Genomic DNA, 13,782 nt, shown 5'->3' with positions numbered 1-13,782 from the left:
CGGCCTGTTGACAACCACGATCGCGCGTTCTCCCGAGCGCAGAATCGGAGCATGAACGAAGCCAGCGCAGACCCGCCCCAGGTCCTCCGGTGCCGAAGCACCTCCGACTTCCTCGCGGCGCTCCCGCGGATCACCGGCTTCACGGCGCGGGACAGCATCATCCTGGTGTTCTTCTCCGGCAAGCGCGCGGGCCACGCGATGCGCATCGACCTCCCCGAGTCCGAGCACCCGCGCGAGTCGGTCGGACTGCTCGAGTTCGTCTGCGAGGCCGTCCTCGATTTCGGTTCTTCGCACGGGGCCGTGTCGGCTCCCGCCATCGCGATCTGCACCGAGCAGACCTTCGCCGAGGCCGACGGGCCTCCCTGGCGCCGACTGGCGCGGCGCCTCGAGCGGCGGCTGCGCCGCGAGGGGGTCGCGCCGCGCGAGCTGTGCTGCGTCGCTCCCGACGGCTGGATCAGCTACCTCGACCCGTCCGCGCCCACCGCGGGGCGACCGCTCAGCGAGATCGACGAGAGCCCCATCGCGCTGGAGGCCCGGCTGGAGGGCGTCTCGACGCCGGACATCGCGGATCTCGGCGCGATCCCCGACCCGGACCCGGCGCGGCGCGGCGCGGTGGCCGGGGCGCTGGCGGAGCAGGCCCCCTTCGACTTCCCGGGTCCGGGATCGGCACCCCCAGGCGATTCCGGGCTCGGGAAGCCCCCTGGCGCCGCGAGCGCCCGGCGCGACTCCGCCGGGCCGCGGGCGGAGCATGCCGTGCACCCTCGGTCCGCAGGGGCGTATGCGTGGATGGTCGACACCGCCGAGGTGGTTCGGGCGCTCAGAGACGAGGATCGGGCGCTCGAACCGTCCATGGCCGCCCGGCTGATCCGCTGCGCCGAGCACTCCGACCGCTGGCTGCTGCTCGCGATGGGCGTGCTCACGCGGCCGGAGTTCCCGGTGGAGCTCGCGCACGAGATGGGTCCGGCGCAGTTCGCGGGCGTGCCCGTCGACGTCGACCCCGACGCGCCGGCGCGCGCCGGCTGGTCGATCCGCCGCATTCTCGCGAGCATCTGCCCGGAGTTCACCGACCTCGATCGGATTCCGCACCTCAGGCGACGCCTGACCGCGACGCTCGGCGAGACGCCCCGGGAGCTCCGTCCCGGCCTGCTCGCCTTCAGCGCCTGGGTGTGGTGGCTGGGAGGTACGCAGTCGGTCGCGCATCGGCAGGCGCTCGAGGCACTCGAGATCGACCCCGACAACGAGGTCGCGCTCATGGTCGAGCGCCTCGTCTCGCATTCGCTGTACGCGCCGCGCGCACGTCACGAGGCGAGCGCGGCGTGACGAGGGCGCGGCGCGAGCGAGCCCCGGCGGCGCCTCGACGCGGGGGCTACGCGGCGCCGATGCCTCGCACCTCGCCGCTCAGTACGGCGATGATGCGGTCCAGGTCGTCCGCGGCGAGCGGAGCGGCGAGGGTGAAGCGCACGGCGGTCTGCGCGAGCCCCGGGGCGATCCCCAGCGCCAGCAGCGTCGGCGAGGGCTCGTCCTTCCCCGCGGCGCAGGCCGAGCCGGAGGAGACCGCGAACCCCGCCGCATCGAGCGCCACCAGCAGCGATTCCCCGCTCACGCCCGCGATCACGAACGAGGCGTGCCCGGGCAGCCGCTCGCTCGGGTGCCCGGTGAGCTCCGCGCCCGGCACCTCGGCGAGCACCCGGGAGATGAGCGCGTCGCGGCTGCCGAGCAGCGCCATGGCGCGGGTGCCGACCTCGGTGCAGGCCGCGTGCGCGGCAGCGGCGAATCCCGCGATCGCGGCGACGTTCTCGGTTCCGGATCGCGCCCCCCGCTCCTGGCCGCCGCCGTGCAGCAGCGGTTCGAGCGGCAGGTGCCGCCGCCGCAGCAGCGCACCGGCGCCCTGGGGACCCCCGAACTTGTGCGAGGCCACCGTCATCGCGTCGACCGCGGGCCCGGGCCAGGCGGCGGTCGTCGGCCCCGCTTGGGGGGCGGCCCCGACCGCCGACGAGCCGAACGACACCGGCAGCGACGCCGCAGCCTGCACGGCGTCCGTGTGCACCAGGGCGCCCGCTCGCTTCGCGACGGCCGCCAGTTCGGCGACGGGCTGCACGGTGCCGATCTCGCCGTTCGCGAGCCCGAGCGACACGAGCGTCGTATCGGTTCGCAGCGCGGCGGCGAGCGCTCCGGGAGAGACCAGACCGGTCTCGTCCACCGGCAGCAACGAGAGCTCGAACCCGAACACGCGCTCGAGGTATCGGCAGCTCTCCAGTACCGAGGGGTGCTCGATCTCCGTCGTCACCACGTGCCGGCCCCGCGGATTCGCGAGCGAGAGGCCGACGATCGCGAGGTTGTTGGCCTCCGTGCCCCCCGAAGTGAAGACGACCTCCCCCGGGCGGGCGCCGAGCGCGGCGGCCACCCGCTCGCGAGCATCCTCGACGAGGGCCCGAGCCCCGTGCCCCGCCGTGTGCACGCTCGACGCGTTCGCCGCCCCGGCGTCGAGCGCCGCGATCATCGCCGCGCGGGCCTCCGGGCGCAGCGGGGCGCTCGCGGCGGCGTCGAGATACCGCCGCGGATCCGGCCCCTTCGAGCGCTCGCCGACGCCGTCCATCGGCATCACACCGCGTCGAGGCCCAGGTCGAGGGCCCGCGCGCCGTGCGTCAGCTGACCCACCGAGATCACGTCGACACCGGTCTCGGCGATCGCCGAGACGGTCTCGAGCGTCACGCCCCCGCTCGCCTCCGCGATGGCGCGTCCGTCGATCAGGCGCACCCCGGCCGCCAGGTCCTCGAGCGAGAAGTTGTCGAGCAGCACGCCGGTGACGCCCGCCGAGAGCACGGCCTCGACCTGATCCAGGCGGTCCACCTCGACGATGATCGCGGTGGTGTGCCCGGCGCGCCCGCGCAGCTCGCGCAGCGCCGCCGTCGTGGTGTCGGCGTTGACCGCGCCGAGGGCGGCGAGGTGGTTGTCCTTCACCATGATCGCGTCGGAGAGCCCGAAGCGGTGGTTCGATCCCCCGCCCGCGCGCACGGCGTGCTTCTCGAGGGCCCGGAGGCCCGGCGTGGTCTTGCGGGTGTCGGCGATGCGCGCCCGCGTGTGCGCGACGGCCGCGACGTAGCGCGAGGTGAGCGAGGCGATGCCGGCCATGCGCTGGCTGAGGTTGAGCGCCACCCGCTCGCCCATGAGCACCCCGCGGGCCGGGCCGGAGACGCGGGCGAGCGCGTCGCCGACGGCGAAGACCGCCCCCTCGGGCACCAGCTCGGCGACCTCGATGGCCGGATCGGCCTGCCGAAACGTCTCGACGACGAGGGGGCCGCCCGCGAAGACCCCGGGCTCCCGTGCCGTGAGGCGCGTGTCGATCCTAGCGGCCGGGGGGATCGCCAACTCGACCGTGAGATCGCCCCACGGCGCGTCTTCGGCGAGCGCGGCGCGCACGACGGTCTCGACGATGGGTCTGGTCAGCACGATGACAGGCTCCTCAACTGGCCGGTGGCGGCCGAATGGGGTTCGGACTCGAGTTCGGCTTCGGGGTCGCGGACCGCCGGCAGCGCGAAGCGGTACGCGCGCCGCTGCGCCTGCGCTGGATCGGGGTCGGGGTGGTCGAATCGCTGGTGCGCGCCGCGCGACTCCGTGCGCTCGAGCGCCGCGACGCGGATCATCGCCACGAGCGCGGCGTCCTCGCGGCTCGCCGCTCTGAGCCCCGTCACCGACGGCACCTCCTCGACCGCTCCCGCCGGTGCAGCGCCTCCGGAGACGGCCGCGACGCCCGCGCCCTTCTCGAGCGCCCGGAACCCCGCGCCGCGCGGATTCCAGCGACCCGCGACCCGGCGGCCCCCGGAGGCGAATCCGGCCGCGGCGCGCCCCGCCCGCTCACCGAAGACGAGCCCTTCCAGCAGCGAGTTCGAGGCGAGCCGGTTGGCGCCGTGCACGCCGGTGGAGGCGGCCTCCCCCGCCGCGAACAGACCGGGCACGCTCGTGCGGCCCTCGAGGTCGCTCGCCACGCCGCCCATCGTGTAGTGCGCGGCGGGCGAGACGGGAACGGCCTCGCGCGTCCAATCGTAGCCGTGCGCCGCGGTGGCGGCCGAGATGCCGGGGAAGCGCCCGGCCAGCGTTCCCGCGCCCTCGGCGCGCTCGATCCGGGTCGCGTCGAGCCAGATCGCCTCCTCGCCGCGCTCGCGCAGCAGGCGACCGGTCTCCCGCGACACCACGTCGCGGGGCGCGAGCTCGGCGAGCGGGTGGCGATCCGCCATGAAGCGCGATCCGGATCCGTCGAGCAGCACCGCCCCCGCGCCGCGCACGGCCTCCGAGATCAGCGCCCCGGTGCCGTGCAGAACGGTGGGGTGGAACTGCACGAACTCCAGGTCGGCGACGAGTGCGCCGGCCCGGGCGGCGAGCACTATACCGGCCCCCCGGGACGAGACGGGGTTGGAGCTGCGCGGGTAGAGTCCCGCGTACCCCCCGGTCGCCAGCACGGTCGCCTCCGCACGGCGCGCCTCGACTCCGCCGTCGCGCCGCCGCAGCTCCGCCCCGACGACGACGCCCGCGTCGGTGATCAGCGCCGTCGCGGCGCGCTCCTCGAGCAGCAGGATGCGCCCCGCGGCCGCCTGCGCGCGCACCGCGTCCGCGAGGAACGCGTGCAGCACGGCTCCCGTGCGGTCGCCCCCGGCGTGCACGATGCGGTGCCGTCCGTGCGCGGCCTCGAGCCCGAGCGCGACGCGGCCGTCGGGGCGCCGGTCGGCGGCGAACCCCTCGGCGAGCAGACGGCGCACGATCCGCGCTCCGGCTGCGGCGAGCAGGCCCGCGGCCTCCGGATCGACGAGGCCCGCCCCCGCCGCGACCGTATCGGCGAGGTGCTGCGCGGGCGCATCGCCGGGCCCGACGGCCGCCGCGACGCCGCCCTGCGCCAGCGCGGTGCTGCCTCCCGCGCGCGCGTCCGTGCCGTCCGGGCCGCTCAGCGCTCCCGGCGTCGCGACCGTCACCTCGGCCCCCGCGCGGACCGCGGCGAGCGCGCAGGAGAGCCCCGCGACGCCCGTCCCGATGACGAGGATCACGGCCGGGCCGCGAGCATCCGCTCGAGGGCGACTCGCGAGTCGCCGGCGACCGAGGCGGCGACCCTGATGCGGTTCGGCACCGATCCCGCGACGAGCGACTCGAGCGTCCACGCGAGGTACGCCGGGTGGATGCGGTACATGGTCGAGCACGGGCACACGACGGGGTCGAGGCAGAAGATCGTGAGGTCGGGGCGCTGCTGCTGCAGCCGGTTGACGAGGTTGATCTCGGTGCCGACCGCGATGACGTCGCCCGGCGAGGCTGCCTCGATCTCCTTGCGGATGTACTCGGTGGATCCCGCGCCGTCCGCCGCCTCGACCACCGCGGCGGGGCACTCCGGGTGCACGATGACCCTCGCGCCCGGAAACTCCGCGCGCGCCCGCTCGATCTGGGCGACCGTGAACCGCTTGTGCACCGAGCAGAAGCCGTTCCACAGGATCACCCTCGCGTCGCGCAGCTGCTCCGCCGTGTTGCCGCCGAGCGGCAGGTGGGGACGCCACAGGGGCATCCGCTCCTCGGGGATGCCCATGGCCTTCGCCGTGTTGCGCCCGAGGTGCTGGTCGGGGAAGAAGACGACCCGCTGCCCGCGCTCGAAGGCCCACTCGAGCACCGTGCGTGCGTTCGACGACGTGCACACGATGCCGCCGTTGCGACCGCAGAAGGCCTTGATGGCGGCGGAGGAGTTCATGTAGGTGACCGGGATCACCCCTCGCTTCGCGCCGTGGGCTGCCGCTGCGGCGGCATCAGTCGAAGATTCGAACGCTGCGCGTTGTCGGTCTTCGCCTGCGGGCTGCGGGCCGGCTGAGGCCGGATCCGGACCGGCTTCCCCGCCCAGCACCGACATCAGCTCGCGCCAGCAGTCCTCGACCTGCTCGATGGTGGCCATGTCGGCCATTGAGCATCCGGCCGCGAGGTTGGGCAGGATCACGGCCTGCTCCGGCCCCGAGAGGATGTCGGCGGTCTCGGCCATGAAGTGCACGCCGCAGAACACGAACGCCTCGGCCTCCGGGCTGGCCTTGGCGGCCTGCGCCAGCATGAAGGAGTCGCCCACGAAGTCGGCGTGCTGCACGATCTCGTCGCGCTGGTAGAAGTGTCCGAGGATGCGCACGCGCTGCCCCAGCCGCTCCTTCGCGGCGACGATCCACTCGTGCAGCTGCTCCTCCGAGGCCTGCGTGTAGCGGGCGGGCAGCGGCCCCTGCCTGGGCGCGTCGCCCGGGATCGCGTCGCCCGCCGAGGCTCCGGGCCCGTAGCCGGGGCCCCGGTCGATGGCCCACGGGTCGTTCGCGAGCCCCGCGTCGCAGCTCGAGGCGCCGGTCGAACGCAGCGCGATGGGCCGGCGGTTCGCGGGGCCCGCCGGGCGCCCGCGCGGCGCTCGAGCGGTGGCCTCGCGCTCGGCGGCGGCCCGGATGAGTTCGTGCACGCTCGTCATGGTGTGCTCCTCGCGGCTGTGGGGTGGGAACGGTGCGGAAGGTCGGGGCGGTCGGGATCGCCGGCCGGCGGGCGGCCGCCCCGGAAGCGGTAGAGCCGGGCAGGCCGGTGCGGGGTGCCGGTCTCGACCTCCCCCGTGTCGACGAGGTTGCCCTGCGCGAGCGCCTGACGGCGGAAGTTGGCGGGGTCGACCGATTCCCCGAGCACCGCCTCGGTCACGGCCCGCAGCCTGCCGAGCGTGAACACCGGCCCGAGGAAGCGGTGGGCGACCGCGGCGTACTCCGTCTTGGAGCGCAGCCGCGCGAGGGCGTAGGACACGATCTCGGCGTGGTCGAACGCCAGCTCGGGCAGGCCGTCGGCCGAGAACCAGGCGACGTTCGCGTCGCGCTCGGCTTCTGTGGAGACCGGATCCGGGTCCAGCGCGGGGTGCGCGGGCGGGATCGCGCGCGCCGGGTCGTCCCAGCGGGGCGCGGGATCGGCGTCTCGAGCGGGGACCCCCGCGTCTTCGCCGGCGCCCGGATCGGGAACCCCCGCCAGGTCCCGCTCGCCGTAGAGCGCCCAGTAGGCGATCGTGACGAGCCGCTGCGCCTCCGCGGAGCGCTCGATCCCGCCGAACGAGTAGAGCTGCTCGAGGTACCCCGGATCCCGCAGCACGGCGTCGCGCAGGGTGCGCAGCGCGGTGTCGATCAGCGTCTCGTCCCACCGCGTGGGCCCGCCCGGAAGCGCCCACAGCCCCTGGAAGGGCGACCGGATGCGGCGCACCAGCGGAATCCACAGCGTCGTCTCCGCGCCCCTCGCCTCGGGCTCCCCGAGCGTCGCGCCGTGCGGCGGGCGCAGCGCGAACGCCACCACCGAGACGGCGACGGCGGGCGGCAGGTACCGTCGCTCGCTCGCGCTCGCGGTCTCGTACGGCATCGTCCACCGCCCCTCACTTATAGTCACTTTGACCATAAGCAAGGATACGCCTCGTCCCTGCCCTGTCAAGCTGGAATCGCGCCGCCGAAGGACACGAACGGATCACGACCCGTGACGGATCGCGCCCGGTGGGCTAAGCTCGACTCCAAGACCAGTAATGCCGAACGTAGCAACACTCCAGCACGTTTTATTCGCCGCAGCCTCCGGCAATCGCGGCACGCTACCAGTCTCCACGTCGGCGCCGTCGCCGTGGTACCCCGGCCGCACCCGCGGCCAGCAACACGAAGGAAATACAGTATGACCACCGGCACCGTGAAATGGTTCAACTCCGAAAAGGGCTTCGGCTTCATCACCCCCGACGACGGAGCATCCGACGTCTTCGCGCACTTCAGCGCGATCCAGGGCAACGGCCGTCGCGACCTCTTCGAGAATCAGCGCGTCGAGTTCGACGTCGAGCAGGGCCCCAAGGGCCTGCAGGCGAGCAACATCCGCGCGCTCTAAGTCGCACGCGACCCAACGGGGGTGCGGGGCTTCGGCCTCGCACCCCCGCACCTTTTTGTATACTCGCCACAGCCACCTCGACAGTGCTTTGAGGGTGACGCTACATTCGTTGCATCCATCAGCGACCGAAACGGTGAAGGCATGTCAGCGCAGACCTACCCGCGTCTCCTCGATCCCCTCGACCTGGGGTTCGCCGTCCTCCCGAACCGCGTGGTCATGGGCTCGATGCATCTCGGCCTCGAGGAGGTGGCGGGCGGCTTCGAGCGCCTCGCCGCGTTCTACCGCGAGCGCGCCGATGCGGCGCTCATCGTCACGGGCGGCATCGCCCCCAACGCCGAGGGCCGCCTGAAGCCTGCGGCGGCGATGCTCACGACGGCGGCCGAGGCCGAGCCGCACCGTATCGTCACGGATGCCGTGCACGAGGCGGGAGGCCGGATCGCGCTGCAGATCCTCCACGCCGGCCGCTACGGCGCCCACCCCGACATCGTCGCGCCGAGCCCGATCCAGGCGCCCATCTCGCCTCTCACCCCGCGCGAGCTCGACGACGCGGGCATCGAGCGCACGATCGACGACTACGTGCGCACCGCGGTCCTGGCCCGGGAGGCCGGCTACGACGGCGTCGAGATCATGGGCTCCGAGGGCTATCTCATCAACGAGTTCACCGCCCGGTACACGAACCACCGCGCGGACCGCTGGGGCGGCTCCTTCGAGAACCGCAGCCGCTTCCCCGTCGAGATCGTGCGCCGCGTGCGCGCGGCCGTCGGCGAGCGCTTCATCATCGTCTACCGCCTCTCCATGCTCGACCTCGTGCCCGACGGCGCGACGCAGGACGAGGTGATCGCGCTGGCGCGTCTCATCGAGGGGGCCGGCGCGACGCTGCTCAACACCGGGATCGGCTGGCACGAGGCCCGGATCCCGACCATCGCGAGCTCGGTGCCGCGCGGCGCCTTCGCCTGGGTGACGAAGCGGGTCATGGGCGAGGTGACGATCCCGCTCATCACGACGAACCGCATCAACACGCCCGGCACCGCCGAGCGCCTGCTCGCCGGCGGCTGCGCCGACCTCGTCTCGCTGGCGCGCCCCTTTCTCGCCGATCCCGAGTTCGTGCGCAAGGCCGCGGCGGGCGCCCCCGAGCGCATCAACACCTGCATCGGCTGCAACCAGGCCTGTCTCGACCACACCTTCGTCGGCAAGCTCACCTCCTGCCTCGTCAATCCGCGCGCGGGCCACGAGACGGAGCTGGTCATCTCCCCCGCCGCCGAGCGGAAGCGCGTCGCCGTCGTGGGCTCCGGTCCCGCGGGTCTCGCGGCGGCCACCACCGCCGCCTCGCGCGGCCACGAGGTGACACTCTTCGAGGCCTCGGACCGGGTGGGCGGGCAGATCAACGTGGCCATGCGCGTTCCCGGCAAGAGCGAGTTCGCCGAGACGCTGCGCTACTTCAGGACGCGCCTCGATGAGACCGGCGTGAAGCTGCGGCTGGGCCACCGCGTCACCGCGGGCGATCTCGCAGGCGGCGGCTTCGACGAGATCGTGCTCGCGACCGGCGTGCACCCGCGCCGCCCCGAGATCCCGGGTCTCGACCACCCGAGCGTGGTGAGCTATCTCGACGTGCTGCGCGATGGCGCGCCGGTCGGCGACCGCGTCGCGATCCTCGGCGCCGGCGGCATCGGCTTCGACGTCGCGGAGTTTCTCACGAGCGATGGAGACGAGGATCCCACCGACGTCGCGGGCTTCCTCGCGCACTGGGGCGTCGACCCGGCGTACGCGCGCCCGGGCGGGCTCGCGACCCCCGTCGAGGAGCGCCCCAGACGCACCGTCGCGCTGCTGCAGCGCAAGGCGAGCAAGGTCGGCGCCGGCCTCGGCAAGACCACCGGGTGGATCCACCGCACCGAGCTCGCCCGACGCGGAGTGCGCACGATGCCCGGGGTCGAGTACCGGCGCATCGACGACGAAGGCCTGCACGTGACTCTCGACGGCGAGGAGCACGCCCTCGCCGTCGATACGATCGTGCTGTGCACCGGGCAGGATCCGGCGCGCGAACTGCACGACGAGCTGGCCGGGCTCGGGATCGCGGCGCACCTCATCGGCGGAGCGGACGTCGCCGCCGAGCTCGACGCGAAGCGCGCCATCGATCAGGGCACGCGGCTCGCGGCGGCGCTGTGAGGTGGTGGCGCTTCCGCGCGCCACCTTCCCGGCTATCCTGCGCGAGCCTCCCCTACGTCATCCCGCGCGAGCGGCCTACACGTCATCTTGCGCGAGCTTGCGAGTCGCAGGATCCGATCGGACTGGATTCTGCGACTGCGCTCGTTCCTCACTCCGCGCAGAATGACGGCGAGGGAGTGCCGGCGATCCGTCTGCCCGCGCGGCGAGATGCACCCAACGGTCGAAGAACGCTCCCCAGACCGCTTGCAGGTATCGATCCTTAGACGCGACGAGCTCAAGCACCTGGTCCGCGGAGAGCCCCGCTCGGCGCAACGAGTCCGGGGAGTCCCGTACCCACCGGCTCAACCCCTCGCTCAGCAGCTCCGGGTGGAACTGCACGCCCCACGCGTGCGTCCCGAGGCGGAAAGCCTGGTGCTCGCAGGCCTCGCTCCCTCCGAGCCGCACGGCCCCGTCGGGGAGCTCGATCACCTCGTCGAAGTGCCACTCGACAGCGCGCACCCGCTCCGGCAGCCCGCCGAACAGCGGATCGCCCTTCGCTTCGGGGTCGAGCACGATGTCGGTCAGACCGACTTCGGGGCGCACCCGCGCCGGAGCAACGGTTCCTCCGGCCACCACCGCGAGCACTTGGGCGCCAAGGCATACGCCGAGATAGGGGGCTTCCCTGTCGATGGCATCGGCGACCAGGGAACGCACTCGCGGAAGCCATGGCGCCGCATCGTCGTCTGTCGGCTGCGGGGCTCCGCCCAGCACGATCAGCGCATCGAACCCGTCGAGAGATGCCGGCACCGCTCGGCGGGTGGCGGCCCCGACCGTCTCGACCGCGAGATCGACGGACGCCAGGCGGGCGGCGAACTGGCCGATCCCGGCGTCGGCCTCGTGCTGCACGACGAGCAGGCGGTTCACGAGGCCTCCCCCGCGGTCGACACCCGCGATCGGTCCGGGGTCTCGACCGAAGCGGTGTCGTCCGGGGTCCGCGCCAGGAGGGCGGTGAGGGTCTCGGGGGCGCGGATGGTCTCGAATGCGATCCCTCCCTCCGCGGAACGCGCTCCGTAGATCCCGGGCTCGAGGAGCGAGTTGTAGCGGAATCCGGTCGAGGCGTAGTAGGCGCCGGTGTCGAGAAGCGTCACGATGTCGCCCGGGTCGAGGCGGGGCAACTCGCGTTCCCTGGCCACGAGATCTCCGGCGAAGCAGCAGGGACCGGCGACGTCGTGCACCTCGGCCGGCGCGATCTTCGGCGAACCGTCGGCATTCCTCGCCTCGACTCGGATCGGCCACGCCTCCGGCATGAAGGTCGTGCGCATCGCCACTTGGGCCCCGGCGTGCGTGATGGCGATTCTGCGCCCGCCGGCTTCCTTCGTGTACTCGACGTACGCGGCGATGAAGCCGAATTTGGCGAGCACGCTGCGCCCGAACTCGGTGACGAGGTCGTAGTCGCCGCTGAAAAGTCGAGGAGCGCCTTGTCGCAGTGCGGCGGCATAGCCCGCCCAGTTGGTGCGCGGCTCCTCCCCCGCAAAGTCGACCGCGAGACCGCCGCCGATGTCGATGGAGACCACTCGGCGCTCCCCGGCTCGCTCATCGATCTCCTCGGCCAGATCGATGACGGCGTTGAGCCCTTCTACGACGAGCTCGATCGGGAAGCCCTGAGAGCCGATGTGCGCGTGCAGGCGGCTGAGCCAGGGGCGCTCGAGGTAGGCATCGACCAACTGCGCGCGGTTGCCGGAGTCTCGCAGCGGGATGCCGAACTTAGAGTGCTCGCCGGCCGTGCTCATCGCGGCGATCGCTCCGACGCCGGCCTGAGGATTGACCCTGATGCCGATCACCGATGCGCTCTCGGGCGTCAGCTCCTCGCGGATGCGCGTGATCCGGTCGAGTTCCTGGAAGTTGTCGGCGTTCACCGCGGCGCCGAGCGAGAGCGCCCATTCGAGCTCGTGCACCGACTTCGCCGGCGAATCGAACACGATTCTCTCGGGAGCCACTCCGGCTCGGAGCGCCTGCGCCAGCTCGCCCTCACTCGCGACCTCGCACCCCATGCCCAGCGAATGCAGGTAGCGCAGCATCGGGATCTCGCTGTGCGCCTTCACCGCGAAGGCGTGCTGCGCACCGGCCCCATCGGGAAGGGACTCGGCGAACGCCCGTTGCAGGGCGGCGACGTTCTCCGCGATCCCGTCCAGGTCCATGAAGGCGGCGAGCGGCGCGTCAGCGGCATCGAGAAGGCGATGCTCGAGCGCGGCCGAGATGATCTGCCGGCGACGCTCGGCCGGAACCGTCTCGCTCACCCTCTGGCCACCGCGAGCCACCGCCGCGCCACGTCGCTCCAGGTCCGGTCGAGCCATTCCTCGTCCTCCCTCATCCGCGCAACGACATTCTCCGCCGTGAGCCCCGCTCGGGCAAGCTCGCGCCTCGAGTGCTCGGGCCCGGCCCACCCCGCGGCGATCTCCGCGTCGGCCTCGAGATGGAACTGCACTCCCCACGCGTTCCGTCCGACGCGGAAGGCCTGGTTGGCGCAGGCCCCGCTCCGGGCGAGCGAGACGCTGCCCGGCGGCAGCCGGGTGACCTCCAGGAAGTGCCACTGCATCGCGCGCAACGGCCCCGCGGTCGTTTCGAGACCGCCGAGCAGCGGGTCCCCCTCGGCCGCCGGGGTGAGCTCGAATCCGCAGAGGCCCACCTCGGGATGCTCGGCATCGCCGACCGCGCCGCCCGCGACGACGCCCAGCACCTGAGCGCCGAGACAGATCCCGAGGTACGGAACTTCGCCGTCGAGCGCCTCGCGCACGAGGGAGCGGGTGCGCGGCATCCAGGGGGCCCGATCGTCGTCCTCGGGTCCCGGAGACCCGCCGAGCACGACCAGCGCATCGTAGCCCGCCAGGTTCTCCGGCAGCTCGGTCCCGGTCTCGGGTCCGACGATGTCGAGCTGCGCGCCGGCCTCCGAGAGTGCTCGGCCGACCCGCTGGATGCCTGTGTCTGCCTCGTGCTCGACGACGAGCACCCGCGTCGCGCTCACAGGCGGCCTGCCGCGATGATCTGGCTGAGGAACTCACGCGTGCGCTCCGCGCGCGGCGCGCCGAAGATCTGCTCAGGCGGCCCCTGCTCGAGCACACGCCCCTCGTGCAGGAACGCGATCGAGTCGGCCACGTCGCGCGCGAAGTTCATCTCGTGCGTCGCCATGAGGATCGTGAGCCCGTCCGCCGCGAGATCCTTCACGATGTTCAGCACTTCGGCGACGAGTTCGGGATCGAGCGCCGAGGTGATCTCGTCGAGCAGCAGCACGTCGGTGTTCATCGCGACGGCGCGCACGATCGCCACGCGCTGCTGCTGGCCTCCCGACAGCTGATCGGGGTAGGAGTCGGCCTTCGCCTCGAGACCGACGCGGGCGAGCAGCTTGCGCGCGAACTCCTCCGCTTCCCTGGCGCTGACGCCGAGCACCCGACGCGGGCCGAGCGTGACGTTGTCGAGCACGGTCATGTGGGGGAACAGGTTGAAGCTCTGGAACACGATCCCGATGCGCGTGCGCAGGCGATCCAGGTCGACTCCCTCGCCCGAGACGCACTCGTCGTCGAGCCGGATCTCGCCTTCCTGGATCTCCTCCAGGCCGTTGATGGTGCGCAGCAGGGTCGACTTGCCGCAGCCGGAGGCTCCGATGAGGCAGACCACCTGGTGCTGCTCGATGTGCAGGTCGATGCCGCGCAGCACCTCGTGGTCGCCGTACGACTTGCGCAGTCCGTTGAGTTCGAGGAATGCCAT

The 13,782-nt window shown here is 72.8% G+C and carries 12 protein-coding genes; 3 read left to right on the top strand and 9 right to left on the bottom strand.

Annotated elements, in window-relative coordinates; all coding sequences use genetic code 11:
- Positions 1 to 51: 51 nt before the first annotated feature.
- On the top strand, positions 52 to 1,320 hold the full coding sequence (locus D1J51_RS07300) for a DUF4192 family protein (protein WP_119074531.1): 1,269 nt from the start codon (positions 52 to 54) through the stop codon (positions 1,318 to 1,320).
- Between the two features lie 46 nt (positions 1,321 to 1,366).
- Here D1J51_RS07300 and D1J51_RS07295 read toward each other — a convergent pair whose 3' ends face one another.
- From D1J51_RS07295 to D1J51_RS07275, 5 genes are read right to left on the bottom strand one after another with little or no spacing between them, the layout of a single operon-like run.
- Entirely contained in the window at positions 1,367 to 2,602 is a 1,236-nt protein-coding gene (locus D1J51_RS07295) for a cysteine desulfurase family protein (RefSeq protein WP_240423020.1), read from the bottom strand.
- Positions 2,602 to 3,450: a carboxylating nicotinate-nucleotide diphosphorylase gene (nadC, locus tag D1J51_RS07290; RefSeq protein WP_119074530.1), complete on the bottom strand. Its 849-nt coding sequence runs from the start codon at positions 3,448 to 3,450 to the stop codon at positions 2,602 to 2,604. Before nadC ends, D1J51_RS07295 begins: the two co-directional genes overlap by 1 nt.
- Entirely contained in the window at positions 3,444 to 5,036 is a 1,593-nt protein-coding gene (locus D1J51_RS07285) for an L-aspartate oxidase (protein ID WP_119074529.1), read from the bottom strand. Before D1J51_RS07285 ends, nadC begins: the two co-directional genes overlap by 7 nt.
- Complete coding sequence (nadA, locus tag D1J51_RS07280; RefSeq protein ID WP_119074528.1) at positions 5,033 to 6,463, bottom strand: quinolinate synthase NadA; 1,431 nt, start codon at positions 6,461 to 6,463, stop codon at positions 5,033 to 5,035. The genes D1J51_RS07285 and nadA overlap by 4 nt, the downstream gene beginning before the upstream one ends.
- Positions 6,460 to 7,377 carry an NUDIX hydrolase gene (locus tag D1J51_RS07275; RefSeq protein ID WP_119074527.1) on the bottom strand — a complete coding sequence of 306 codons (918 nt, stop codon included), beginning with the start codon at positions 7,375 to 7,377 and terminating at the stop codon, positions 6,460 to 6,462. Before D1J51_RS07275 ends, nadA begins: the two co-directional genes overlap by 4 nt.
- A 297-nt stretch (positions 7,378 to 7,674) precedes the next feature.
- Between D1J51_RS07275 and D1J51_RS07270 the strand changes: the two genes are divergently transcribed.
- On the top strand, positions 7,675 to 7,878 hold the full coding sequence (locus D1J51_RS07270; RefSeq protein WP_119074526.1) for a cold-shock protein: 204 nt from the start codon (positions 7,675 to 7,677) through the stop codon (positions 7,876 to 7,878).
- A gap of 141 nt (positions 7,879 to 8,019) precedes the next feature.
- Positions 8,020 to 10,041 carry an NADPH-dependent 2,4-dienoyl-CoA reductase gene (locus D1J51_RS07265; RefSeq protein WP_119074525.1) on the top strand — a complete coding sequence of 674 codons (2,022 nt, stop codon included), beginning with the start codon at positions 8,020 to 8,022 and terminating at the stop codon, positions 10,039 to 10,041.
- A 75-nt stretch (positions 10,042 to 10,116) separates the two neighbouring features.
- Here the strand turns inward: D1J51_RS07265 and D1J51_RS07260 are convergent, their stop codons facing one another.
- From D1J51_RS07260 to D1J51_RS07245, 4 genes are read right to left on the bottom strand one after another with little or no spacing between them, the layout of a single operon-like run.
- The gene (locus D1J51_RS07260) at positions 10,117 to 10,944 is read right to left on the bottom strand and encodes a type 1 glutamine amidotransferase (RefSeq protein WP_162903709.1); all 828 of its coding nucleotides are present in this window, start codon (positions 10,942 to 10,944) and stop codon (positions 10,117 to 10,119) included.
- The gene (locus tag D1J51_RS07255) at positions 10,941 to 12,317 is read right to left on the bottom strand and encodes a type III PLP-dependent enzyme domain-containing protein (RefSeq protein WP_205547795.1); all 1,377 of its coding nucleotides are present in this window, start codon (positions 12,315 to 12,317) and stop codon (positions 10,941 to 10,943) included. Before D1J51_RS07255 ends, D1J51_RS07260 begins: the two co-directional genes overlap by 4 nt.
- A complete protein-coding gene (locus D1J51_RS07250; RefSeq protein WP_119074522.1) occupies positions 12,314 to 13,042 on the bottom strand; it encodes a type 1 glutamine amidotransferase in 729 nt (242 codons plus the stop codon). Before D1J51_RS07250 ends, D1J51_RS07255 begins: the two co-directional genes overlap by 4 nt.
- Positions 13,039 to 13,782, bottom strand: coding sequence for an amino acid ABC transporter ATP-binding protein (locus D1J51_RS07245; protein ID WP_119074521.1), 744 nt, complete (start codon positions 13,780 to 13,782; stop codon positions 13,039 to 13,041). The genes D1J51_RS07250 and D1J51_RS07245 overlap by 4 nt, the downstream gene beginning before the upstream one ends.

The sequence above is a fragment of the Leucobacter sp. wl10 genome, from assembly GCF_003569785.1.
In the GTDB taxonomy this organism is placed as follows: domain Bacteria; phylum Actinomycetota; class Actinomycetes; order Actinomycetales; family Microbacteriaceae; genus Leucobacter.
Note: the sequence above shows the minus strand (reverse complement) of the source record. Positions and strands in the feature narration are given on the sequence as shown.